The 25,273-nt window shown below is 35.7% G+C and carries 28 protein-coding genes and 1 other annotated feature; of the genes, 1 reads left to right on the forward strand and 27 read right to left on the reverse strand.

The features are described from left to right. Positions 1–280: 280 nt before the first annotated feature. The 3 genes from NCCP28_RS04015 to safA all read right to left on the reverse strand — a co-directional run bounded on the left by NCCP28_RS04015 (position 281) and on the right by safA (position 3,703). On the reverse strand, positions 281–940 hold the full coding sequence (locus NCCP28_RS04015; protein ID WP_248560089.1) for a YhcN/YlaJ family sporulation lipoprotein: 660 nt from the start codon (positions 938–940) through the stop codon (positions 281–283). 101 nt (positions 941–1,041) lie between these two features. Further along, positions 1,042–2,019 carry a phosphotransferase gene (locus NCCP28_RS04020; protein WP_248560294.1) on the reverse strand — a complete coding sequence of 326 codons (978 nt, stop codon included), beginning with the start codon at positions 2,017–2,019 and terminating at the stop codon, positions 1,042–1,044. Then, a complete protein-coding gene (gene safA, locus NCCP28_RS23570; RefSeq protein WP_282579521.1) occupies positions 2,009–3,703 on the reverse strand; it encodes a SafA/ExsA family spore coat assembly protein in 1,695 nt (564 codons plus the stop codon). Before safA ends, NCCP28_RS04020 begins: the two co-directional genes overlap by 11 nt. 342 nt (positions 3,704–4,045) lie before the next feature. Here safA and NCCP28_RS04030 point away from each other — a divergent pair, with 342 nt between their 5' ends. Continuing rightward, the gene (locus NCCP28_RS04030; protein WP_248560090.1) at positions 4,046–4,582 is read left to right on the forward strand and encodes a transcription repressor NadR; all 537 of its coding nucleotides are present in this window, start codon (positions 4,046–4,048) and stop codon (positions 4,580–4,582) included. 200 nt (positions 4,583–4,782) lie between these two features. Here the strand turns inward: NCCP28_RS04030 and pheA are convergent, their stop codons facing one another. The 24 genes from pheA to NCCP28_RS04150 form a co-directional block, all read right to left on the reverse strand. After that, complete coding sequence (pheA, locus tag NCCP28_RS04035) at positions 4,783–5,637, reverse strand: prephenate dehydratase (protein ID WP_248560091.1); 855 nt, start codon at positions 5,635–5,637, stop codon at positions 4,783–4,785. Between the two features lie 379 nt (positions 5,638–6,016). Continuing rightward, positions 6,017–6,472: an ACT domain-containing protein gene (locus tag NCCP28_RS04040; RefSeq protein ID WP_248560092.1), complete on the reverse strand. Its 456-nt coding sequence runs from the start codon at positions 6,470–6,472 to the stop codon at positions 6,017–6,019. 27 nt (positions 6,473–6,499) lie between these two features. After that, positions 6,500–7,789 (reverse strand): GTPase ObgE, encoded by a 1,290-nt coding sequence (gene obgE, locus NCCP28_RS04045; protein ID WP_248560093.1) that lies wholly within the window; start codon positions 7,787–7,789, stop codon positions 6,500–6,502. Between the two features lie 65 nt (positions 7,790–7,854). Beyond that, entirely contained in the window at positions 7,855–8,406 is a 552-nt protein-coding gene (locus NCCP28_RS04050; RefSeq protein WP_248560094.1) for a Spo0B C-terminal domain-containing protein, read from the reverse strand. A gap of 378 nt (positions 8,407–8,784) precedes the next feature. Next, on the reverse strand, positions 8,785–9,075 hold the full coding sequence (gene rpmA, locus NCCP28_RS04055; protein ID WP_016201696.1) for a 50S ribosomal protein L27: 291 nt from the start codon (positions 9,073–9,075) through the stop codon (positions 8,785–8,787). A 15-nt stretch (positions 9,076–9,090) separates the two neighbouring features. Then, the gene (locus NCCP28_RS04060) at positions 9,091–9,423 is read right to left on the reverse strand and encodes a ribosomal-processing cysteine protease Prp (protein WP_248560095.1); all 333 of its coding nucleotides are present in this window, start codon (positions 9,421–9,423) and stop codon (positions 9,091–9,093) included. Positions 9,424–9,435: 12 nt separating this feature from the next. Then, positions 9,436–9,744 carry a 50S ribosomal protein L21 gene (rplU, locus tag NCCP28_RS04065; protein ID WP_101179424.1) on the reverse strand — a complete coding sequence of 103 codons (309 nt, stop codon included), beginning with the start codon at positions 9,742–9,744 and terminating at the stop codon, positions 9,436–9,438. A 13-nt stretch (positions 9,745–9,757) separates the two neighbouring features. Beyond that, positions 9,758–9,840, reverse strand: a sequence feature (ribosomal protein L21 leader region). A gap of 211 nt (positions 9,841–10,051) precedes the next feature. Then, entirely contained in the window at positions 10,052–11,497 is a 1,446-nt protein-coding gene (locus NCCP28_RS04070) for an Rne/Rng family ribonuclease (RefSeq protein ID WP_248560096.1), read from the reverse strand. 188 nt (positions 11,498–11,685) lie between these two features. Continuing rightward, positions 11,686–12,552, reverse strand: coding sequence for a M50 family metallopeptidase (locus tag NCCP28_RS04075; RefSeq protein ID WP_248560097.1), 867 nt, complete (start codon positions 12,550–12,552; stop codon positions 11,686–11,688). Further along, positions 12,545–13,324: a M23 family metallopeptidase gene (locus NCCP28_RS04080; RefSeq protein WP_248560098.1), complete on the reverse strand. Its 780-nt coding sequence runs from the start codon at positions 13,322–13,324 to the stop codon at positions 12,545–12,547. Before NCCP28_RS04080 ends, NCCP28_RS04075 begins: the two co-directional genes overlap by 8 nt. A 144-nt stretch (positions 13,325–13,468) precedes the next feature. After that, positions 13,469–14,272 carry a septum site-determining protein MinD gene (minD, locus tag NCCP28_RS04085; RefSeq protein WP_248560099.1) on the reverse strand — a complete coding sequence of 268 codons (804 nt, stop codon included), beginning with the start codon at positions 14,270–14,272 and terminating at the stop codon, positions 13,469–13,471. Between the two features lies 1 nt (position 14,273). Further along, a complete protein-coding gene (gene minC, locus NCCP28_RS04090; protein ID WP_248560100.1) occupies positions 14,274–14,951 on the reverse strand; it encodes a septum site-determining protein MinC in 678 nt (225 codons plus the stop codon). A 449-nt stretch (positions 14,952–15,400) separates the two neighbouring features. Then, entirely contained in the window at positions 15,401–15,922 is a 522-nt protein-coding gene (gene mreD, locus NCCP28_RS04095; protein ID WP_248560101.1) for a rod shape-determining protein MreD, read from the reverse strand. Further along, entirely contained in the window at positions 15,919–16,809 is an 891-nt protein-coding gene (mreC, locus tag NCCP28_RS04100) for a rod shape-determining protein MreC (RefSeq protein ID WP_248560102.1), read from the reverse strand. The genes mreD and mreC overlap by 4 nt, the downstream gene beginning before the upstream one ends. Before the next feature lie 24 nt (positions 16,810–16,833). Then, entirely contained in the window at positions 16,834–17,856 is a 1,023-nt protein-coding gene (locus tag NCCP28_RS04105; protein ID WP_248560103.1) for a rod shape-determining protein, read from the reverse strand. Positions 17,857–18,018: 162 nt separating this feature from the next. Next, positions 18,019–18,702, reverse strand: a complete 684-nt coding sequence (gene radC, locus NCCP28_RS04110; RefSeq protein ID WP_248560104.1) for a RadC family protein — start codon at positions 18,700–18,702, stop codon at positions 18,019–18,021. Between the two features lie 64 nt (positions 18,703–18,766). Next, entirely contained in the window at positions 18,767–19,348 is a 582-nt protein-coding gene (locus NCCP28_RS04115; RefSeq protein ID WP_248560105.1) for a Maf family protein, read from the reverse strand. 391 nt (positions 19,349–19,739) lie between these two features. Next, on the reverse strand, positions 19,740–20,852 hold the full coding sequence (locus NCCP28_RS04120) for an SPOR domain-containing protein (protein ID WP_248560106.1): 1,113 nt from the start codon (positions 20,850–20,852) through the stop codon (positions 19,740–19,742). Positions 20,853–20,954: 102 nt separating this feature from the next. Continuing rightward, positions 20,955–21,413, reverse strand: a complete 459-nt coding sequence (locus NCCP28_RS04125; protein ID WP_248560107.1) for a type II secretion system protein — start codon at positions 21,411–21,413, stop codon at positions 20,955–20,957. Positions 21,414–21,433: 20 nt separating this feature from the next. Then, complete coding sequence (locus tag NCCP28_RS04130) at positions 21,434–22,207, reverse strand: pilus assembly protein PilO (RefSeq protein ID WP_248560108.1); 774 nt, start codon at positions 22,205–22,207, stop codon at positions 21,434–21,436. Beyond that, complete coding sequence (locus NCCP28_RS04135; RefSeq protein WP_248560109.1) at positions 22,204–22,872, reverse strand: fimbrial assembly protein; 669 nt, start codon at positions 22,870–22,872, stop codon at positions 22,204–22,206. Before NCCP28_RS04135 ends, NCCP28_RS04130 begins: the two co-directional genes overlap by 4 nt. Before the next feature lie 3 nt (positions 22,873–22,875). Continuing rightward, the gene (gene pilM / locus NCCP28_RS04140) at positions 22,876–23,862 is read right to left on the reverse strand and encodes a type IV pilus biogenesis protein PilM (RefSeq protein WP_248560110.1); all 987 of its coding nucleotides are present in this window, start codon (positions 23,860–23,862) and stop codon (positions 22,876–22,878) included. Between the two features lie 145 nt (positions 23,863–24,007). Next, positions 24,008–24,754: a prepilin peptidase gene (locus tag NCCP28_RS04145; RefSeq protein WP_248560111.1), complete on the reverse strand. Its 747-nt coding sequence runs from the start codon at positions 24,752–24,754 to the stop codon at positions 24,008–24,010. A 24-nt stretch (positions 24,755–24,778) separates the two neighbouring features. Beyond that, positions 24,779–25,219: a prepilin-type N-terminal cleavage/methylation domain-containing protein gene (locus NCCP28_RS04150; RefSeq protein ID WP_248560112.1), complete on the reverse strand. Its 441-nt coding sequence runs from the start codon at positions 25,217–25,219 to the stop codon at positions 24,779–24,781. Positions 25,220–25,273: the final 54 nt, after the last annotated feature.

Consider the following 25,273-nt stretch of genomic DNA (forward strand, 5'->3'; position numbering starts at 1 on the left):
TTATGTTCTTTATAAAGAATATATTTTTCATTATAAAGTATTTTTTTCTGTTTTTAAAGGGATTTATGATAAAAGATTCATGATTAAGAACATTTTTTACTTTATCATTAATTATATAGAACATTTTTTTACAAACATTAACAAAATCCAGAATACCTAGTAGAAAAAGAAGTCCTACCAAGTTATTCTGGATCATACAATAACAAGCTTTTGCCCTCGTCTAAGGGGACGATAAAAAATAAGGAATCTAGATGGAGAAAAACTGATTCTTAGTTTCCATTTATCTTATATTCAATTGTTCAAATATGTCTTCGATATTATTTGTAATCGTTTTATTTGGTTTTCCTTCTCTGATTTTTTTATTGATTTCTTCAATTCCAGAAAATATTCCTTGATCTGTTATAATAGAAATATTTTTATCGCCAGCATATGGTGTAATTTTCTTTTCTAGTCTTTTTTTAGTCGCATCCATTTCCCTTTTATCATACATCTGTACAGCAAGAAGCACATTATTTCCATAAACTAAGGAATGTGCATCCTTTATATTTTTTACACTTGCCGATTTTTGATCAATTGTCTTAGCTAATTGATTATCATAGGTTACATTGGTTCTATTTCCTCTATTTGTTATTTCTTCCTTCGTCTCCGCTCTTGTTTGCCTACGATCGTTTACGTTTTCAACATTAGAAGCACCTGTTTGTCCCTCTTCTCCCAGTGTATGATCCATCATTTCGACAAGGGGACCATCATTATCTTCATTATCCAATATTCGTGCATTTCCCCCATTATTCCTTTCATGATGCTCATTGGAATAGTACCCCATTGGCTTTGCATTATTTATTTCTTTATTATTTGCTTCCTCATCAGAAATGCCGCATCCTGTTAAGCAAATAGACAATCCTAAAAAGAGAGAAGCAGTTATTTTTTGATTATATTCCAAAGCATTTTGCCCCCTTTTATCAAATAATGAGCAGTAGCTCTATCTTATATTTCGTGTAAAAGGGGACTTTCATGCTGATTGTAGTACAGGCAATATTTTCATTATATTATTTTAGTTAACTCCATTATTTTATCAGCAAACTTTTTTCTTTTGGCAAATTGATTAGTTGTTAATGGAATCATATAGTTCTCTAGCACTTTTTTTGAAAAATTATGTTGCCTAATAAAACGATTCCATTCTCTGAGCAAATCACTTGGATATGCTAAAGCGCTTAAAAATGCTTTATTTTTTACAAATTCATCAAAAACAGACATTTTTTCTAATTGGGAAAAAGACCAATTTATATGGGGCAAAAATCTATTCGCCAATTGAATATAATCCACACTTTTTGGTCCAATGCTGATTAAATCAAAATCAATTAAATATAAGCAGCTATTTTTCCCACGAAGAAAGTTATGATGTGCTACATCTCCATGCAACACGACCTTTTCTCCCTCTAAAAAACAGCTTTTATCTTGTTCTAAAAATTCTAATGACCAATCTGACCAATAATTTATCCATTGAATGTACTGCTCGTCTAAAAAATAACGAATAGTAGGGATATTTCGTTTGAATTGTTCCCTTCTTTCCAGCCATTTTTTCATCATATTGTGTTCAGGAATAATATATTTATAAATATCCACTAACTTCCCAGTCGTTTTATAGTATTTCTCCAAAAGATCAATCGCTTCTTTTCTATTTGCCTTAGTTGTATATGAAAATAACTTCTCATTTGGCTTAATGTATTCCATTATACCGAATAATTGATGATCAATAATAAGAGGTTCTTTTTTAAAAACATAAAATCGATATGTTTCAGTAAAGCCTTCTTGTAATAATGAATTAGTAAAGGCTTCTTGTATTTTTAGTTTTTGATAGCTAGGATAGCCTTTTACAATAAACCAAAATGGTTCAGACTTTATTAAATAGACAGATTTTCTTAACTTAGAAATTTCTTTAATAGGATATGGAATGCGTTTTTTTAATAAAGAGAGGAGACGATAATAAAAATAATCGTCTCCTTTTCCTTCAATTTCCATAGTCACTGCTTTCATCATCAAAATAACGAGGCATTCCAAAAGGTGTTGCAGCACCAGCTCCATATGGATTCATTAATGGCGGTTGAGCGAAGTTTCCATTAAATGGAGGAGCATATACTGGCGCATTTCCTCCCGGTCCAAAAATTGGTGAGGACATTTCCGGTGCAAATGGCTGTTGATTATGCGGTGCAAATGATTCTTGCTGAAGTACATTTTGTACATGCACCTCATCTTCCATTATAGGCGTTGGGATATTTCCCACTACCCCTGGAGGATACGGGGCACCCATCATTCTTGGATCCAATGGCATTGGACTTGGAGGGAAAGGCGCTGGCACAAACCCTTGTGGTATCCCTTGACGATTTTCTGGAAATGGATAGCCTCCCATCTGTGGTGCCTGCACTCCTGGATATGGGTATGCTCCCATTTGCGGATACCCTGCTTCTTGCGGCATTCCCATTTGCGGTGCCTGCACTCCTGGATATGGGTATGCTCCCATTTGCGGATACCCTGCTTCTTGCGGCACTCCCATCTGCGGTGTTTGCATTTCTGGATATGGGTATGCCCCCATCTGCGGCGCTTGCATTTCTGGATATGGGTATGCTCCTATTTGCGGATACCCTGCTTCTTGCGGCACTCCCATCTGCGGTGCTTGCACTTCCGGAAATGGATATGCTCCCATCTGTGGACTAAAACCTTGTTCTCCATATATCCCTGGTTGTGGAATAGCCGGACCACCACAGCCACAATCATCCGCTTGAGCTGGACTATACGGCATTGGTGTATGATGAATATGGTGTCCAATAGAATTAGAAGAAGACTCCTGTTGATAGGAATGTTTTTGATTATAGCCATGTTCTGTCGGCATTTGTCCATATGTCACTAATGGCTGTTGATAGTATTCTGCTGGAATATTTCCCATTTCAGGATATCCAGTTTTAGACTGCACTGCACTTGGCTGATATCCGCCGGCAACTTTTCCATAATGATGCATATGTGAAGAGGAGGAGGACTCTTCTTCCCATTTTGTATATTCTCCATGCATTACTCCCGGCATTGGCGTTTGCTCGTATTGCATCGGCATTTGCTCTAATGGAGAAGGAGGACAGACTCCTGGAGGAAATCCAGAACCTGGCATCATTGGCGATACCTCATAACAATATGGCTGATAAGGAATAATAGGTGGACAGACATCTTGAACTGGCGCTTCTATATGCATTTTTGGCGGTTCTGGCTTAACGGGCTCTGGCATTTTTTCTTCAATATCAATATCAACGTCAACATCCAAATTTGTCATACTCATTGTATAATAATTGTTAATATCTATTTCAGGAATAATTGGTGTAGGCATTTTAGGAGTATATGGCTTTTCTTTTGGCAGTTCTTTTATTGGCTTTTCTTTTATCGGCATTTCCTTTTTAGGAGCTTCCTTAATTGGCATCGCAATTGGCTTTTCTTTTACATAAGGATGCTCTTTTATCGGCATTTCCTTTTTTGTTCCTATAATCGGAGCTTCTTTTTTTATACTTCCTCCTGTTGTAGGAACTTTGATTTTCATTCCGGGCATTATCATATCTGGGTTGCTTAATTGGGAATTTAACATTTTTAACTCTTCGAAATTAACACCGTATTTTTTGGCAATTTCCCAAAGAGTATCCCCCTTTTGTACAATATGGATCTTCACTATAGTTTCCCTCCTATGCATATGTCCATATAGTCTATGTTGTCAGAAAAAATTTGTTATCATTCTACAAAAAAACTATGCTTTTTTTTATAAAATGATGTTTCCTTCTATAAAAAACTTTTTACTATTTTCTTTCTCTATAAAAGGATATTAAATCATTGGCATGATTATTATTCCTTTTGATAAAATAGTACAAGTATATGCTTCATTTTTTGCTTATTTGATTTTTAATGCCGTATACCTATTTTTTGCTTTTATTCCCGTATCTTACTATTCAGCAAAAAATTTATTCATACATTGGCATGTAATTGCTGTTTCATACTATAAAAAAGGAGAGGTTTCATGACAGAGACAAAAAAGCTTTTAGGAGATGAAAGAAGAGCTTATATTCTCTCTTTACTGCAAAATAATGGGAGAACTTACACAGGAAGCGAATTGGCTAAACTGACAAATGTCAGCAGACAAATTATTGTTGGAGATATTACCTTGCTAAAGGCAAAAAATGAGCCGATATTAGCAACGAGCCAAGGATATATCTATTTATCCCCATCTAAACCCGCTTTATATGAAAAAATCGTGGCATGCAACCATGGACCAGAACGAACGGAAGAAGAATTAAATCTATTTGTAGATAATGGGGTGACTGTAAAAGATGTCAAAATTGAACATCCTGTTTATGGTGATTTAACTGCCTCTATTCTCGTCTCCAATCGGAAGGAAGTTCAGCAATTCATGAAAAAAATTGCCCATACAAACGCTTCCTATCTATCACAGCTAACAGAAGGAATTCATTTGCATACCATTTCGGCTTCCTCTGAAAGGATTTTAAAAGAAGCGGAAGAAGCATTAAAATCAGCAAAGTTTTTAATAGAAGATTAATTTTCTGATAGGAATCAAAACAGGGTAAAACACTTTTTTATGCCTTTCTTCTAAAGAACATTTCTCAGATTTTGGATCATACAATAAATGAACCAAAATCTTTCAGAATATCGATAAAACTAAAAATGCACATTTTCAGGCTGATTGAAAACGTCTGCCCCAACAAAAAAGCAGGAGTTTGGCAACAGCCTGAAGCTTTTTTATTCATTCATTGCATAAGCAGGATAACTTCCTAGCACTTGAACTTTACAGCCGACAGCCTCCAACTCAGCTATTGCCCCTGGAATTAGTACATCATCCATTTCTCTATCTAGATCAATAATAAAATAATAATTGCCCAATCCTGTTTTCGTTGGTCTAGACTCAATCCGAACTAAATTTAATTTTCTCCAGGCAAATGCGGACAGCACTTGATGCAGCGCCCCAAATCTATCCGCTGGCAATGTTACCATCATCGTTGTTTTGTATCCTTTTAAATCGCAAGAAGGCGATTTAAATTCTACCTGTTTATTTGCCAAAATCAAAAAACGTGTATGATTATTATCGTAATCATGAATATTTCTTTTGATAATAGCTAACCCATACTCTTTTGCTGTCAGCTCATTCCCAATTGCAGCCCCCATAACTTCTGGATGCTCTTTAATAAATTGTGCTGCTGCTGCAGTAGAAGTTGTATTTTCACACCTGATGCCATTCCATTCTGAATGAAGATATTTATGGCACTGAGCAATGGCATGGGAATGACTGTACACCACTTCCACTTTATCAAAGTGTTCCGTGTGAATGGGATGAATCATTAAATGCTGTTTAATCGGAACAGTTATTTCTCCCTTAATCGGCAAATTCACTTCATGAATTAAATAATCTAATGTAATATTCACAGAACCTTCTAATGTATTTTCAACAGGCACTAATGCTACATCTACTTTTTCTGCAAGGACAGCATCCAAACAATTTGGAATCGTTAAAAAGGCGATTGCCTCTTCCTTTGGAAACATATTATTTACTGCAATATTTGTAAATGTTGCTTTGGGGCCTAAATAACCAACTTTCACGTTTTTCTCCTCCACATTTTCCAACTGTTTTATGTATTCTGAATTTTCTTTTCTCGATAACTGAAGCCTGGTCAATAAATAATTAACAATAATACGTTTTTTTGTGAATTCCACCATTTCAAAAGTTTGAATTCCTTTAATAATTGCTTTCTGCTATTTATTTTCAAAGAGGGAAATAAACTGAAAATCAATGGAAACTTTAATCAAGCATCTTGTTAAAAAAGAGAGTGACAAAATTGGATAAGCAGCAAAACACTGCATATACATAACCAAAATTGTCATTCTCTATAAATCAAAACTTCAAACAAGCTGTTATGGACCGTAATCCTCTACCTAGATTTCTTCATTTCGCTTCTAATCCTGAGGGTGATAAGGATATTTACGCTCCTGAACTCAGCACTTCTACTTTTTCGACAAACTCTAAGCTCCGCAATCTTTCAAGAAGCACATCAATAGATATCTCCATCTCCGCTATATTCAAAGAAAGGGTTACATTTGCTCTTCCCTGTAAAGGAATGGTTTGGTGAATCGTCAAAATGTTGCACCCTCCAGAAGCCACTACACTTAATAATTTAGAAAGGGTGCCTGAACGATCTTCAATATAAAAAAACAAGGTAATCAGCCGCTCTTTCACAACTGTATGAAATGGAAATATTGTATCCCGATATTTATAAAAAGCACTTCTGCTTAAATCTACTTGTTGAACAGCGTCAAAAACAGAATCCGCTTTGCCCCGATCAATAAGTTCTTTAGCAAGCAAAGTTTTTTTCATTGCTTCTGGAAGGACATCTTCTCGCACTAGATAAAACTTCTGATCGAATTTATTTTGTTTCATTTCCTCACCTCATAAGGATAATTAACATTAATCAATAAACTCGAATTCATAATCCATCAGTTTTACAATATCTCCATCTTTTGCTCCGCGTTGTCTTAATTCTTCATCAATACCCATTCCACGCATTTGGCGGGCAAATCTTTGCACTGATTCATCACGTGAGAAATCCGTCATTTTAAAGAGCTTTTCTATCCCCTCGCCAGAAAGAATAAAGCTGCCATCTGAATCTCTGGAAATATAAAATTCTCGTTCATCTGCTTCATGTTTATATAGAACTCGATGTATGCCAGTCTCTTCTTTCGCTTCTTCTAATGGGAATTCTGGAGTCGATTCTATTTTATCAGCAATCGCAAATAAAAGATCTCTTAAACCCAATCTAGTTAGTGCGGACACTGGGAAAATAGGATAATCCTCTTTTAGCTGTTCTTTAAAGAGTTTAAGGTTTTCTTCAGCTTCCGGCATATCCATTTTATTCGCCACAATAATTTGTGGACGTTCCATTAAACGAAGATTATATTCTTGCAGTTCTTTATTTATTGTTAAATAATCTTCGTAAGGATCTCTTCCTTCTATTGCTGCCATATCAATAACATGAACAATTACCCTTGTTCTTTCAATATGGCGAAGGAATTGATGGCCTAATCCAATACCAGAATGGGCGCCTTCAATTAGTCCTGGCAAATCCGCCATAACAAAGCTTCTGCCATCTTCTGTTTCTACCATCCCTAAATTAGGTGCAATTGTTGTAAAATGGTAATCTGCAATTTTAGGTTTGGCAGCTGATACTACAGACAGCAATGTTGATTTCCCTACACTTGGGAATCCAACCAGCCCAACGTCTGCCAATACTTTTAATTCCAGCATTACTTCTCGCTCTTGGCCTGGTTCTCCATTTTCTGATAATTCTGGAGCCGGGTTGGAAGGACTGGCAAATCTTGAATTTCCTCGTCCTCCTCTGCCGCCTCGGGCAATGACAGCCTGCTGGCCATGCTGCGTTAAGTCAGCAATTACTTCCTTGGTATTAGCATCTGATACAATCGTGCCTGGCGGTACTTTAACAACCATATCTTTTGAGTTTCTTCCATGCTGATTTTTTGACATCCCATGTTCGCCGCGAGGAGCTTTAAAATGGCGTTGGTAACGGAAATCCATTAATGTGCGTAATCCTTCTTCCACTTCAAAAACGACGTTTGCTCCCTTTCCGCCATCGCCTCCTGCTGGTCCGCCCTTAGGCACATATTTTTCACGACGGAAAGCAACCATGCCATTCCCACCGTCTCCACCTTTTACATAAATCTTGACCTGATCCACAAACATATTCTTATTTCCTCCTGTAAACAATAGATAAAACAACCTATTGTCTTTCTAAACATTTCTATTTTCTAGCCGGATGCACTTTCATTTTCCACAAATACTTCCAATGCAATTTCCTCGTCCATCAATGCATGGATTTCAACTTTTATGCTTTTTGGACTTTTTGCATGCAGAAAATCATCTATTAATGCTCTATCTGTTATTATTCCGCTAAAATCAAAAAACAAACGAATTCCATTACTTTCGGGAGCGATGGACACAGACAAATGATTTTCATAAAATGATTTCGCACTTTTATCTAAAACATTAAAAAGCATAGCAGTCCATTTTGTCAGTACCGCATCTTCTATATACTGGCACTTTTCATCATTTAACACTTCATATTCTAAATGAAAGCAATAGCTTTCCCAATTTAATGTCAACAATAATAGTGCAAAATCAGGGAGTTCTAAATTCGATAATCTCGCTTCTTGCTGTGCTTCCCTAATAATATCATCAATGATTTCTTTCACTCGTTCTTCCTTATTTAATGCTAAATTGCCTTTAATTAGTTGAACTTTATTTAACCAATCATGTCGGACATGCCGTAAGAAGTCTATATTTTTCCAGTCTTTTTTCATTTTTTGTACCCCTACACATTTTTTTAAGTGCCAGAAGACTGCTTGTATGTAAGTATAACAAAAAATAAAACGGTACGTAAAAAATTATAGGATAAAAATTGAAAAAATACGTTTTATCCTTATCGTTCACTTTCATACTTATTTAAATGGAACTAGAGCTTTCCCATTCAATCGGCATCCCAACTAGATAGATTGCTTCAACTCTTAGACAGAAAGCATCCACGCTGCTTTCTGTCTAAGAGTTGAAGAGCATTAATTTATCACTCATTAACGGGCTTTTGATCCTACTGATTAAAGTTTCACGTTATCGTTTTATTTTTTCATAATGAAAATAAAAGGCTGACTCATATTATTGAGTCAGCCAATGATTCAAAAAGCTTAAGCTTCTTGTGCTACTGGGTATACGCTAACTTGTTTGCGATCACGACCAAGACGCTCAAATTTAACGATTCCGTCAACTTTTGCGAATAGTGTATCATCACCGCCACGACCAACGTTTACTCCTGGATAGATTTTTGTACCGCGTTGACGGTAAAGAATGCTTCCACCAGTTACTAATTGACCGTCTGCACGTTTAGCACCTAAACGTTTTGAAATGGAGTCGCGTCCGTTCTTTGTAGAACCTACCCCTTTTTTCGATGCAAAAAACTGAAGATCTAATCTTAACATTCGTTCCACCTCCTATTAAATTATAGTAATAGACACGTATTTTCCATAGTCTCTTTCAATCGTTTCCAATGATACAACCATACCTTCTAAAAGCAGCTGTATTTTTTGGCTGTTTTCTTCCGAAATATTTTCGGGAATTCGGCATTCCAAAAAACCGCCCTCTTTTCCTTGCTTAATAATAGGTGTAATGCCTGTGAGAGAAATAACGGCATTTATAGCTCCAATAGAGACAGCCGATACTCCCGCACATACAATATCATTCCCACTATTTGCAAACAAAGCATGACCGCTAATGGAAAAAGATTCAATAAGACCTGAATTTGCTTTGTTAATCGTAATATCGATCATACAAAGTTAACCTTACGCGTTGATTTTTTCAATAACAACTTTTGTATAAGGTTGACGATGACCTTGTTTTTTACGGTAATTTTTCTTCGCTTTGTATTTGAAAACGATGATTTTCTTTTGACGGCCTTGTTTTTCAACTTTAGCTGTAACAGTAGCTCCTTCAACAACTGGGCTTCCTACTTTTACACTTTCTCCGCCAACGAAAAGAACTTTGTCAAAAGTTACAGTCTCACCAGCTTCAACATTTAATTTTTCAATGTAGATAGCTTGACCCTCTTCAACTTTAATTTGCTTTCCGCCTGTTTCAATAATTGCGTACATAACTGCACCTCCTTGTTAGACTAAGACTCGCCAATCACAGGCGTCTTGCTAAAAGAGCAAAAACTTATAACCTGTTCCGAGCGGTTGTAGAGCACGGGTGCTACAAACAACATTAAAATACTATCATGTTTATTAATGCCTGTCAATATATTGATTAGCATGCAGAAAAAATTCTGCTCCCTTATGTTTTTATTTTAAGGCTTTTTTTGTAACCTTTATTGCTGTTTAATTCAAAAAGGGGCAATTGCTTTCCAACCGGTTAAATAAACAAAACCTATTGAAAAATAATAATTTTTTAGAGAAGAGCCTAACTTAAAGAACCTACATAAGAAATCCTGTAATAAGGTTTTGAGAATTCACTGACAGTAAAGCGTATTTCACATAATAATAATTCTTCAAATCTTTTCTTATGTTCCTCTTTTATACCTGAAAATATATGAATGACATCCAAAGTGGCTTCAATCAAAATAAGCTCACAGTCGGCCGTTTTATATTCCCATAACTCCCTTTCTAGCTGAAATGCCACACTTTCGGCACTAAGAACATATCCTGTTCCATTACAAACTATACATTTAGATTGGCGAACTTCTTTCAGCGTTTTTACCGTCTTTTTTCTTGTTATTTGCAGAATCCCAAGTGAAGTAAAACCTACCACTTTGGTTTGCCGGCTGTCTTTTTGCAACTCCTTTATCATCTGTGATTGAATCTTTTGTTGATTTTTTACAGGCATATCAATAAAATCCACCAGAACAATCCCTGATATATCACGGATTTTCAGTTGTCTTGCCACTTCTTCACATGCAAGCTTATTGGTTTGAAAAACCGTATCTTCCCTTTCTTGTTTTCCTTCAAACTTTCCTGTATTCACATCAACCATGGTAAAAGCTTCTGCTTCATCAATAATTATGTAGGCTCCATTTTTCAGCCAGACAATTCGGTTTAATGCTTTTTCCACATCATTTTCCACTTCATAATAAGCAAAAAGACCTTGGGTTTGCTGATAAAAATTCACATCAAAAGCGGGAAATCGCGCTGCCCATTTTTTGCTCTCCAGCAAATCATCGATAATGACTTCCCCTGTTTCCAGCTTCTCCAGCACAATTATTAACTCTTTATCAAAATCATCCTCTTCTTTTAAAAGAGCAACTTTTTTTAATTGCCCTGCATTTATTTTCAATTCCTGATAATCTTTCTTCAGCCTTTTTAGCTCTTCTGTTAACTGATTCTCTGTACAGTTTGCCGCAGATGTTCTAAAAATAATACCTTCTTCCTCAGTGGTCACAGCACTTCCGAATGATCGCAAAAAATCACTTTTTTCTTTTTCGGCAATTTTTTTTGATACGGCAATATACCGCCCTGTTGGAATATAAATAATATTTTCTCCTGCCAATTCAATTATGCCCGTCAGTTTAGAACCTTTTGTTCCTGCAGCATCTTTAACAACCTGAACAAGCATTCTTTCTCCCTGCTTAACAAAAGAGTTTATATTCATCTTTTTTTTCTGCTCCAATGGCCGTGCATCCGTAATAAATGATGCCAGCTGTTCTTTCGGCAAATATCCAGCCTTCCCTTCTCCAATTTCAATAAAAACAGCATTCATTCCAGGAATAACCTTTGTTGCTTGTCCTAAATATATATTGCCGACCGATGAATTTTGCTCCGGCTGTTGTATGTATAAACGCTCTAATTTATTTTCTTTTATAAAGGCAAAACGTTTTTCTCTTGTTTTTATATTCACTAATACTCTATTCATTTTTTTCCACCCTTTATAATCATTCAGCCACTGCTACAGCATGTTCTTGAGTCATTCCATTAAAATTTTACCTTATATCATTTCAAAACATACACTCAGCAAAGCATTTTCAGAATATACCTGTTACTTTTATACAGCTAAAAATATAAAAGAAGCCATATCAAATGATATCACTTCTTTTATATGTATTATACAGGATAAACGATATCTCCTATTTTTACAGAAACTAATTTATCTGTAAAATAGGCATGAAGCACTTCATTTTCATCCAACACTTGTTTTTCTTTTCCTTCTGTTGTAATAACAATCGGATGTTTACAGCCCCGATGGAAATGTTCTAATACACGGAAAATCATTTCTCCTTCATCAACCTCAATCGGCTTTAATTGCCGCAGCTCTTTTGATTTTCCATAATACCTTTCTAACAAAAAACGCATAAATACATACCTGCTTTGCTTCCATTCATAATAAATCGAGAACAATAAAAAACAAATAATAATCCAGGCATTAAGATTTATTGGCATAAACAATATGACGAATAGAGTAAACAATATAACACCAGCAACAGACGTCAACAGCATCATTTTATGGGCTATCGGAAAAGCCTTTTTCATCGATATATAAAGGAAGAGCAGTTTCCCTCCATCGAGTGGCCAAATGGGCAGCAGATTAAATAAAAAAATGATCATATTATAGGAAATAAACACTTCATAGATGGAGGCAGACAAATACCCATTTTCATAAAGAAAATATGCGAGTATCATCATCCAAATATGCTGTGCTGGTCCTGCAAGAATCACAATGACCTCTTCTTTTAACGGCCGGTTTCCATGCTCATCCATTTCGGCTACTCCCCCAAAGGGCAACAACGAAATGCGCTTAATGCGCCAGGAAAAAAAGGAAGCTGCCACAGCATGGCCAAGTTCATGCACAGTAATAATAAACAATAATAAGCATAAATCATAAAAATGGGCAGTCATTACACCTATTGCCATGACAACCCATAATAATGGATGAATATGAAAATATTTAAAAACACGGAAAAATTTATTCAAAATCAATCACCTGGATAGGATCAATAAAATCATTATCCTTTTTAATGGCAAAATAAAACAGACCCAGCGATTCATCATTTTCATAACTTGAGGCAAGCCCAACCTTATCTCCCTTTTTTAAGTTTTCATATATTTTCACATCAATCTCTTTCAGATTTCCATACCATGATTCACTTTTATCACTATGTTGAATAATAACTGTATTGCCAAAACCTTCTTTTTCCCCTGCAAACTTCACAAATCCTTCATTCATTGCTTGTACAGTCGTATCATTGTCTGTTTCAATCGCGACTCTTTGTCCATTGTCATTAAAATCTTCCAAAATTTTTCCAGATGCAGAAAGAGCATATTGCTGCAAGTTATTTTCTTCTTTCTCTTCTTTTTGCTTTTCCAACGGCAAAAAGGCAAGTGGTTTGCCAAACTGCTTTTCATACCAGTTAGAAACACCAGCAAAATTAAATTCCTGATTCATAGATTGCCTAATGACTTTTTCCGCCGAGGCAAATGTTGCTGTCTGCTGTTTAACAATAATGGCAACAGCTAAAAAGAAAACGGCAGCCCCTAATATCTTTAATAAAAATAATTCTTTGCGGAACAGTGGATGAAATTGATTGCCATCCTCTTCATAATAAATCTCCCTTTTTTCTCGAGCATTAAAATCATCATCCTCATCTTCCCATAAAATTCTATTATCAATATTTTTTTTCAATTTGGACTGTTCTTTTTTTCTTTTTTCAATGCGCTTTCTTATTTCCTCTTTTCTCGAACTCATGAACACCCCTCCCTTTTATTTATTTGTACAAGTTTATGAACAAAAAGAAAGGAGTATGACAAGATGTCCTCAGAAGAAAAAAATAAAAAGCAGCTCCTATGTTAGGAGCTGCTCTAGAATAATATAGGAGCTATGTATAAACAATTATTTTGCACCAAAAAACATTTTGATTTTTGCAAATACGCCTTTTGACTCTTCTTCTAAATGCTGAAGAGGAACAGATTCTCCAAGTATTCTTCGGGCAATGTTGCGATATGCTAAAGAGGACTTGCTATTTGGATTCAATGCAATAGGCTCACCATTATTAGAAGCTTTAATTACTTCATCGTCATCTGCAACAATGCCTAATAGATCGATGGAAAGATGTGTAGTTACTTCATCTATATCCAGCATATCTCCATTTTTGACCATATGATTGCGTATACGGTTAATTACAAGCATAGGCGACACAACATTTTCTTCTTTTTCTAATAATCCAATCACTCGATCGGCATCTCTTACTGACGACACTTCTGGCGTTGTAACCACAACTGCTTTATCAGCACCAGCCACTGCGTTTTGATAACCTTGTTCAATGCCTGCAGGACAATCAATCAATACATAATCGTAATCCTGCTTCAATCGAAGTACTAATTCTCTCATTTGGCTTGGGTGTACAGCTGTTTTATCACTCGTTTGCGCAGCTGGCAATAAATATAATAAATCATCAAATCGCTTATCTTTAACAAGCGCTTGATGTACTTTGCATCTTCCCTCTACAACGTCAACTAAGTCATAAATAATTCTATTTTCTAGTCCCATCACGACATCGAGATTTCGAAGGCCTATATCTGTATCAATTAAGCACACCTTTTTCCCTTGTAAAGCAAGGGCAGTACCAATATTTGCAGTAGTGGTCGTTTTGCCGACACCACCTTTTCCTGACGTTACAACAATCGCTTCTCCCATCTTAATGTCCTCCTTCCAAATTTGTTAAATTAGGCCTTACCTGTGTTAAAACTTGTAATCTATCAATCATAATAACACTATTATCGACATAAGCACATTCCATTTCACGCTTTTCGGCATCTGGATATTGATCTGGAGCCCTATTAATCAAACTGCTGATGCGAAGCTGAGTTGGCCTCATAACAGATGCAGCTACGATCGCCCGATCATTTCCATTAAATCCTGCATGAGCAATTCCTTTTAGTTTGCCCATAATAAAGATATTCCCGCCTGCGACGACTTTTCCGCCTGGATTAACATCACCAATCAATAATAGATCTCCTGGCACCTCTAGTATTTGACCTGAACGGATGATGCTGGTGACAGAAACAATTTCTTTTTCCTTAACCCATTCTGCTGCTTCTTGCCTTGTTATTATATTGCTTTTTATAGCATGTACAGAAAGATTTCTTTTGGTTTGTATCAGTTCAATAAGCTCCTGCTTTTGATCATCTGTTACATATCTATTGCCAAGCTCTACATTGACATGAATATCCTGCTTGTCCTCATGCATATTTGAACTTTCATTTAGTCTAGATTGCAGTTCCCTTTTTAATTCATCATAGGAACAATTATCATTTAAATGAAGGCTTAGCCCGCTTTTTGTTCCTTTAATTGTTACTAATTGCTTTTTCTTCATTTCAAGATGTTCACCTCTGCTAGGAAAAAGGAATACATTCCTCTGTCTGTTGATACCGTTCTCTTTTTAAACAGCTAACCTATCAGCCTTTTAAAAGATAGTCGTTTTCATACAGCATAAAAAGTTTGGAAACATATCTTTTTCTACATACTTAAGGACTAATCTCCTTTTATTTATATTGTACATATTTTTTTAAACTAGGTCTTTATTTTATTCGACATTATAAAAGAAAAATCCTTTCTAGTTAGACACTAGATTTAAATAATGATATTTTTCACTTCCCAGTAATGGCGATCCGCCAATAAAACAAAAAGCAAATTTTTATCACTAGAAAATCCCTTTCCAAAAAGCAACAACTTTTTTTAGAAAGGGCTATTCTCCCTGCCATTAAGCAAGTATATAAATATTAAGCTGTCAGCAAAGGCCTTAATCTGCCATCATGATGGCTATCATGGCTGCTCTCGTCTTTCAGCAGCGTATTTTTCAAAAAAGCGTTTGAAAGGATATGCCACAATAACAAGAAAAGCCGCATTTAATACAAGCGTAGGAAAAAGTCGCAAATTAAGAAAACTTGAAAAATCCATACTTGTCAAATGAATAATTAAAATCATTTCATATACAATAATTTCCAATAAACTAATGCTGATTAAAGAAACAATCGAAACAACAACAATATTATTATGAAAAACTTTCATAATTTTGCTGCAAACATACACAACAAAAGGGAACATAAAAAAATAAATCCCCAATATTTCCGTATAAATTATATCAAATAATATCCCAAATACAAATCCATAGAGAATGCCTATATTCCGATTGCCAAAAACTGCAAGAAAAAGAATCCCAATCAGCAGAAAATGAGGAATTAAGATGCGGTTACTATTAAAAATCTCCGCTGGAAGCAGTTCGGTAAATATGCTTTCCAATACAAAAATGCCAACAAGTAAAGCAACGACTAAATATTTCCTCATAACCCTTTTTCTTCCTCAATATCATCCGGCTGCGTTGCAGTCCTTTTAATAATAATAACATGTTCTATATCATAAAAATCTGCTGCTGGCTGAATAAAAATATTATTAGTTAAACCATCTTTATCTGGTTCTACCTTTACTACTTTTCCTACAGGCAGCCCTTCTGGAAACACACCGCCAAGACCAGATGTTGTAACAAGCTGTCCTTTTTTAATTTTTGCCTTTTTCGAATCTTCCGTCGACTCCATAATAAGGTATTTAGACTCTTTATCATAGTCTACAATCAGTCCAAAGACTTTGTCCCCTTTTTTCTTGGAATCTTCTTGAATAACCGCAGATATCCGATTGGTCGGATCTTCTGAACTTAAAAGCTGGACAGTGGCTGTGCCAGTACTCACTGACTTTACTTTTCCAATCAATCCTGATGCCGTCATAACTGCCATATTTTTTTTGACTCCGTTGCTTGAACCTTTATTAATCGTTAAAAGTTCTCTCCATCGATCAGGATTTCTTCTAATGACTGTAGCATTCATTGGGTTATAGCTGCTTAAATTTTCTTTTTCTTCTAATGTTTCATGTAAAGTCGCATTTTCTTTTTGAAGTCCTTGCACTTGATACTCCAATTTACCTAATTCTTCTAATTTTGATTTTAATTCTTTATTTTCCTCGTATGTACTTTGTAAATCTCGCACATTATCAATAAAGCCTGCTACATAGTGAGCAGGTCTTGAAACAAGGGTTTGAACCCAGCCGGATGTATCCTTAATAAATTGTTCCGGCCAGGTTAGCTTATCACGACTTCTAATCGAAAACCCTATTAATGCCACGAGAATAATAATGCTTACAAGCAAAATAATCAGTCGTTTATTCATAAAAAACTGTGGCATGCTTTTTACACCTCGGAGTGGATATTATCGTGAATCTTTTGCTTTGTTTTTAAATAAGTGAATATGATCAAGTGCTTTTCCTGTTCCAGTTGCTACACAGTCTAGTGGATCTTCCGCAATTACAACAGGCATTTTCGTTTCATCGCTAATGACTTTATCCAGATTGCGAAGCAAGGCACCGCCGCCCGTTAAAACAATTCCTCTATCCATAATATCTGCTGCAAGCTCTGGAGGAGTTTTTTCAAGGGTGACTTTTACTGCATCAACAATAGCAGAAACAGTATCTTTTAATGCTTTTGCTATTTCATCCGCACTAATTTTAATGGTTTTCGGAAGACCTGTTAATAAATCTCTGCCACGAATATCCAGATTTTCGATGCCTTCTGGATTCCCTGCAGAACCGATTTCCACTTTAATCATTTCAGAGGTTCGTTCCCCAATCATTAGATTATATGTTTTGCGGATGTAGTTCACAATCGCATCATCCATTTCATCACCTGCAATACGAATGGACTGACTTGTCACAATGCCGCCTAATGAGATAATCGCTACCTCTGTCGTACCGCCGCCGATATCCACTACCATGCTTCCAGTCGGCTCCCAAACAGGCAAATTGGCGCCAATTGCAGCCGCAAAAGGCTCTTCAATTGTATAAGCATCACGAGCACCAGCTTGACGTGTTGCATCAATAACGGCTCTTTCTTCAACTGCCGTTATACCTGATGGCACACATACCATTACATATGGTTTTCCAGAAAAATAGTTTTTACTTTTCATCGCTTGTTTAATGTAGTATTTCATCATAGTGGCAGTTGTTTCATAATCCGCAATAACGCCATCTTTCATCGGTCTTAATGCAACCACATTGCCAGGCGTTCTACCAATCATATTTTTTGCATCATTTCCAACAGCGACAATATTTTTTGTATCTGTCTGCAATGCTACAACGGAAGGCTCTCTAACAACGATCCCCTTTCCTTTTACATAAACAAGTGTATTTGCCGTACCTAAATCAATTCCTAAGTCTCTTGTTCCAATTCCAAACATAGTTGTATCTCCCTTTCCGAAACTAAGTGCTTTTATTTTTTTACTCTAGATAGATTCTTCCTCATATATAATTAGTGTGTTTAATTCGTGTCATAATAAGACATATTTAGGCAAAAAAATCATACGCACTATTATATCCTATTTACTAAAAAATGAACAGTATCATACATATCCTTTTTCCTTTAAACTGACAAATTTATTTTCCCCAATTATGATATGATCTAGCAAATCAATGCCAATTATTTTTCCGGATTCGACTAATCTTTTTGTCACTTCAATATCCTCCCTGCTTGGCGACGGATCGCCTGAAGGGTGGTTATGAAGGCAGATAATAGAGGCTGCTGATCGCCTAAATGCTTCTTTATAGACCTCTCTTGGATGCACAATCGAGGCATTTAGACTCCCAATAAAAACAGTTTGTTTGTGCATTACTTGATTTTTTGTATTTAAATATAAACAAACAAAATGTTCTTGTGTTAAAAAACGCATATCATTCATCATGTATTTCGCTGCATCTTCAGGCGAGCGAATACTATAGCGATCACTATATACCAAATTAGATACTCTTCTACCTAATTCTATGCTTGCTAAAAGCTGTATCGCTTTAACAGTTCCGATTCCCTTTATTGTTTTTAATTCATCGAGGCTGGCATCTTTCAAGAGCCGCAATCCATCAAAATGAACCAATAGTTTATTGGCTAGCGATAATACCGATTCATTTTTGGAACCTGTCTGAATAATAATGGCGATAAGTTCGTGATTAGATAAACTTTCAGGCCCATGCTTAATAAACCTTTCCCTCGGACGCTCGTCATTAGGAAAATCACGAATTAATATGGAGTCCATATTTTTTCCCCTCTCTTATAAAAAATAATGTTTTGAGAAAAAAGAGGGGGAACGTCATATGATTTTAAAAGGGAATGGTAAAACCTACTGCCTTCAGTTCTCGAATTAACCGGGAGACAGGAAGGCCCACTACAGTATAATAGTCTCCTGCAATCCTTTTTACAAGAGTTCTGCCAACTCCTTGAATTCCATAAGCTCCCGCTTTATCAAATGGTTCCCCCGTATCTACATAGTTATTTATTTCTTCATCTGTTAAATTCCAAAATAATACATCTGTTTTTTCATAAAATGCAGAACAATGGCCATTAGAAACGATGGCTACCCCTGTATAAACAGAATGTGTCGATCCTGACAATTGTTTCAGCATGGAATATGCCTGGCCTTTTGATTGAGGTTTTCCTAATACATTTCCTTTATAGTAGACAATAGTATCTGCTCCTACAACATAGGAATTCTTTTTATCGGAGACAATAGATTCTGCCTTTCTTTTTGCCAAATCCATCACTATTTCTTCTGGAAAAAGGGATGCATCAAAACTTTCATCCACATTACTACTGGAAACTTCAAAAGATATACGAAGATCTTCAAGGAGTTCTTTTCGTCGAGGAGAAGATGAGGCTAATATGAGGGTTTGTACATGATTCATTGCTTTTCCACCTGCCTAGTTTCATTAATAATTGGGAGATACACTCTAATGTTAACAAAGAATGTCTAGATAAACAATTTGGAATATACTTTTTTTATTAAATAGTAATTAAAATGTAATATGCCCTCTTCCGATGAAATCTAACAGAATTTTCCCACATAAGATGAAACTTTAGTCAGTAAGAGTTTTCCACACCTCCTCCCTGATTGTTAGTAGAACCAATCAGGCTTTTGCGAGCAAGTTTCTCCACATCAAGATTGCTCGTTTCTCTCATAATCTTGAGGCATAAGCATTAATGCCCTTTAACGCACAATAAAAAACAGGAGGCTATTATGCTAATAGCACTCCCTAAATCGACATTATTTCCTAGGTAATTTTCTCAGCAAATTTTTCAGTTTAATTGAACATATTTTTCTAAAAACGCCAATAAATTCTTTTGAATAGCTTGTGTATCCCCTTTACCATTATCGTCTAGAGCAACGCTTTTGGTGATGCCTTCATTTAATTGGATAGCCATATTTTTTACCTCTTTATTTTTAAAGGCGCTTATTTTCATTTCTTCTAAAACAGCTTGTTGTTTTTTCAGTTCTTTTTTTGCCTCTGCTGAAGAAGACTCGCCAAATTGAGCCGAAGATACAAAAACAGTGATTGCATTATATATTGCCGGAGAATTTTCAATAAAACTTTTTTCTTCTTTTGTTACATTTTTAATCTTTCCGCCGCCATTAAACGTAATCGGCTTAGCAAAAGCTTCTACTTTATCTTTTTTTATTGCTTTAGCCCAAGTTTTTGCCTCCTCTAAATCGCCTGCCACACCTAAATATACAGCTATCTTTCCATTTACAGCAATTTCCTGGCTAATATATCCTTCATTTTTTAATTGCGATTGCACTTGCTTTACTGCATTTTCATTAGACAAGATAATATGTTGGATAATAAATGTCGAAATATCTTTTTTAGTGGCCGTTACAGCGCTGGTTTCCGTACCAGCGGCCGCTTCTTTCGCTTCCTCATTTGTTTTTTTCTCTACTTTTGTTTCCGTTTCTCCTTGTGATACAGCAACATTTGGGTTAGAAGCAACTTGTTGATCAGAACTCACCATTTTTAATAAGATAATGCCAAATCCCGTCCCCAAAACAACAGCAAAAAGCACTGTAAAAAAGATGGAAGGAACCAGGCCTTTGTTCACTGACTTTTTATTTCCTTTATCCTGTTTTATTTTCTTTTTCAAGAATGTATTTTTTTCTCCAGCGGAAGAATCATTTGCTAGAATAGGGGGTTTTTCTTCCATTTCATCTTCATTAGGTAGAATCCAATCAAAGCTCTCATCATCGATTGTCTCACTACCTGCTGCCACTTCATCTCCAAACTTTTCAGCATTTTTTCCCTCTATTAAAGTGGAAGAATTCAGCTCCACGCTTCCTTTTTCTTTGTCGTGGAATGGACGCTCTTTGCCATTTATTTTAATCGTAATCGTTTTACGGTTTCCTGGGTTTTCACTCACTCGTCCTTCCCTCCCATTTCACTAGTTTTGTTCATCCTATCATACTAGCAAAAAAAAATAACAAGACTTTTGTCGTCTTGTTATAGAATGATTTCGTCAAATTCAGTTAGGATTCTCCATGATTAGACTCTTGTCTAAATCATGGAATTGTACAGCTCTTTCCATGCCATCCTTCGTGCATAAATTTCTTTTTGCTCCCTTTATACAGACAGCAGTGGCTATATTATTCTGAATGACAACATAGCTTTTATTGGATGGCTGAAGCTCTTCATCTGTATCTGGGTCATGAAAACTACTCAAAAACCCGCCTTCAACAAGTTCCAAATAGGTAATAGTTTCCTTTGCTCCATTTCCGCTTGTCGTTTCTTGTTTTATATAATAATCTGCTGCTTCTTTCATATTCCAAGCATTTGCTATAAAAGCCCGGTCTCTCATATCGTGAATTATTTTAAGAACAGATGGTATAGCAATTGCAGCAATAATTCCTATAAGGACAATAACTGCCAAAAGTTCTACCAATGTTAATCCTTTATTATTCACCTCAATTCTAGTAAAATTCAAGAGCTGGTCCTCATTTCTTCTTACGGATTATCGATATCCCCATCTTCTTTAATCGAAGCACTAGCAAAAGGATTTAATTTATCAGATGTTTTAGGGCTTTCTAACGGAGGAAGTTCATTAACTAAATCCGTTAGCTTTGGAAAATAATAAATAGAAAGACTCATTTCAAATTCTATTTTTTGATCATTATCTTCTACTGACACTATTTCTTTTGTCCCGGTAACATCAAGTGACTCAATATCTATTATTCGATTAGATGATTGCAGCGTTTCAATTAATTTTTCTAGTTCATAATAGGTTTCCGCTTCACCAATAATAGTAATGGAGGTTTTTTTTATGCCATTCGGCAAGCTGATTTCATTCTCCACTGCCATCTGATCAGCTGAATCTCCATCCTCTGCATTAGCATCTTTTATAGCTTTGTCTGCAGTTGTTAACTCTTCATTCGTTACGTCTTCATCCGATGCTGTTCCATTTACAGTCAGTTCAATAAGATTGGCACCTGAAATAATTTCTGCTTTTTCAATCTCTAGTAGCGCCTGCTCTAAAAGGCGTTTTACCGGCACCTGTTTTTGCAGTTCAATAGAGCTTTCAGCAACTTTTTCTTGTGATGATTTGATTTTTGTTTCAAGTATGCTCGCTTCTTGTTGTGCAAGCTCTAGCTCCATTTTTTTTGCATCCACTTTTGTAGATAAAGGCATTAAATAAAGATAATAGCAGCTGACTGCAAGTAAAATAATCATAAATACGCTAAACAAGATAATAATGATATGTTTATTTTCTGCTATTTTCATGGGGAATTCTCCCCTTCCTCATCTGCTATGCTGGTTTCGTTGTCTTTTTTATCTTCTTCAGAAGCTTTTTTTAATGCAGATACATTAAGAATCACTTCATACTGAGCATAATATCTTGGCTCAATGCTTGCTTTTTTCAACGTGTCGATTGCTTCATCAATTTCATCACTTACTTTATCCTCGAGAAAGTCTGTCGATTTAAAGTTAGTTAGAACCGCTTCTTCTACCCAATCAATTTGCAGAAGAGAATTCAAGTAATATGTCGCTTCGCTTTTCGTATCAAATTGGACTATAAGATTTAGCTTTTGGCGTTCTTCCAAATGAAGTTCTTCTAAAAATCCTCTTTCCGGAAGATTTTTTGACAATTCTTTCATCATATAAACGGTATCGATTTGTTGATTTTCCGCCCAAGAGACGGCCGTTTCTAACTCTTTTGCAGATTGAGAATCTGCATAGGCAGACAGCTTTTGTTTTTCTGACTCTGTAATTTTTTGTGTTAATCTCAAGGAATTTTCTGTTGTTTCCAGCAGTTTATTCTGTTTCGTGTACTGCCAATAAAACAAACCCGCTAGAATAAAAGCGATAAATACAAGGATAACGATCCAAATAACATAAGTTGAGCTTTTTGCTTCTTTTTTGGGAAGGAGGTTAATTTCCACCAGCATGTTTTACACCTCTTTTAACCCTAGACCAATGTTGACAAGCATCGATGTTGGAATAGGCTCCTCATTTACTATTGGTTGGCTGCTTAATCTGACTACAGGATTTTCAAATCTATCTTCTATATTTTCCATTATTCCAGAAAGCCATGGATGATCTCCGGCAACAACAATTTTATTTACTTGTTTTTCCCCTTTGTTAAGGGTATATCGATAAAAGCTCATTACTTTATCTAATTCTTTATATATATCTTCTAGCCCACTCCAAACTTCTCCGTTATCCCCTGTATAAATAAGATCTTCTTTATTGGCTGCATTTTGGGAAACTTCCCATTTGGAAACATCCATTTCAATATGCAGATTTCTCATTAACAGTGGATAATTTTGTTCAAAAATACTGACATTCACTGTTTCTAAGTCGATTTGAATTAGCATGGCAATATCATCATTCATCACATTATTTGTTTTGTAATAATAACGGTAAAGTGCTAGTGCTGAAATATCAGCAGCTATAGGCGACAGCTTTACATCTTCAAATAAGTCAGCATATTGTTCAATATGCTGCTCTGGTGCTGCAAATAAAATAATGTGACGTTTCTTGTTCTCTCGATCTTGCAGCAAATAATAGTCAAAAACAGGATCCTCGAATGGCAGATGGATTGAAGTACCCAGCTCCATGTATAAATAACCTTTTATCTCTTCTGGGCTGACATCCTCTGGTATAGGAAGCTTGCGGATAACAACAGATGAATCAGGCACAAGAAAACGGATTTTTTTTTTTGAAATTTTCCAATCTTGGATACATTCTTCCAATATCATCGTCAATGTTCCGATATCCTGAATCGCTCCATCTTTAATCAGCCCTGCAGGAAGGTGCCGTTCTCCCCACTTCTGCACAACAAGATCATCTGTATTTTTCATTTCTGCAAAACGAATGACATGATCTTTAATGATTAAGTTTGTTATTTTATTTTTTCCAAACTTGAATATTGCCATAATAATTGCTCCTTACAGTATGTGTTCAGAAAGAAAAACCGAAAAATTCTTATGACAGCAGCTTCTGGTTGCTAACATCTAAAATAGCATATGGAATGTTTCGGGAATTTATAAATAAATTGAAAAAACCTTGTTTTATGAACTTCTACAGGAAAAATCCGATATACCAACTGATTAATTCCGCTCCATAGAAATAGCTGATCAATGTTCCAATCACAATAAAAGGACCAAATGGAATTGGTTTTCCTTTTTTTACTTTTCCTAAAAGCATTCCTGATAATCCGCCAATTGCTCCAAATAAAGTAGATAAAAAAAAGGCAGTCAAAACAAGTTTTGTTCCAAGCGCAAAACCAATTACGGCAAATAATTTAATATCTCCGCCGCCCATGCCGCCCTTGCTGACAACTGCAATGACTAATAAAAGCGTAAATCCTACTCCAGCGCCTAATAAGGAATCCCACCAAGGATTTAAAGGGATAAAAATTCTTTCGATGATCAATAATCCTGAGAAAACCAATAAAATCTTATCCGGGATAATCATATACACTAAATCAGAAACCGCAATAATCATAAATAATGAGATAAGAGTCCATGCAACAAAAAGCTCTGAGCTCCAGCCAAGCATAAGGGGGGATACAGCAAAAAGAACACCTGTCAAAAGCTCGAATATAGGATATAAGGGGGAAACCGATGCCTTGCAGCACCTGCATTTCCCCCTTAATAATACATAGCTTAAAACTGGTATAAGTTCCATTGCGGTCAATGTATGCCCACAACTTGTACAATGAGATCTCGGCCTGATAATCGATTGCTTTAATGGCACTCTAAGTCCAACGACGTTAAAGAAGGAACCAAAAGTTATTCCATAAAGGAAGATCAGTAGGTAGATCATATAAAATTACCTCTATAAACAAAATTATGGATTTGTTTTTGCTGCTGGAATTTGTGTAGCTCCTTTAGTAGCAACATTAATATTGTCTATCGTTGCATTTGTAAATGTAATGTTTATTTTCCCAGCTGTAACATTAGTAGCATTTAAACCAAACGTTGTTCCATCAGAGCTTACAGTAACTGTATAATTTCCAAATGAATCATCCACACCACTCACGTAAGTGTCTAATTGAGTTTTTGTAATATTTTCACTTGGTATCCCGTTAGCAGCAACATAGTTTTTTGCAGAATTCAAAATTGTAATAGCGTCCGCCTTTGTTGCATCTTCTTTAGACTTCTGAATAATAGAACCGATACTCGGAATCGCAATCGCTGCTATAATCCCCAAAATAACAATAACTGCTAAAAGCTCGATCAGCGTTAAGCCTTTTTCATTTTTTATATGCTTTTTCATTAATTGTATCATTTATTTATTCTCCTCTTTTTTATAAATTTTTATTCAATCAACCTGAACCTATTA

This window comes from Niallia sp. NCCP-28 (assembly GCF_023168165.1).
In the GTDB taxonomy this organism is placed as follows: Bacteria; Bacillota; Bacilli; order Bacillales; family Cytobacillaceae; genus Niallia.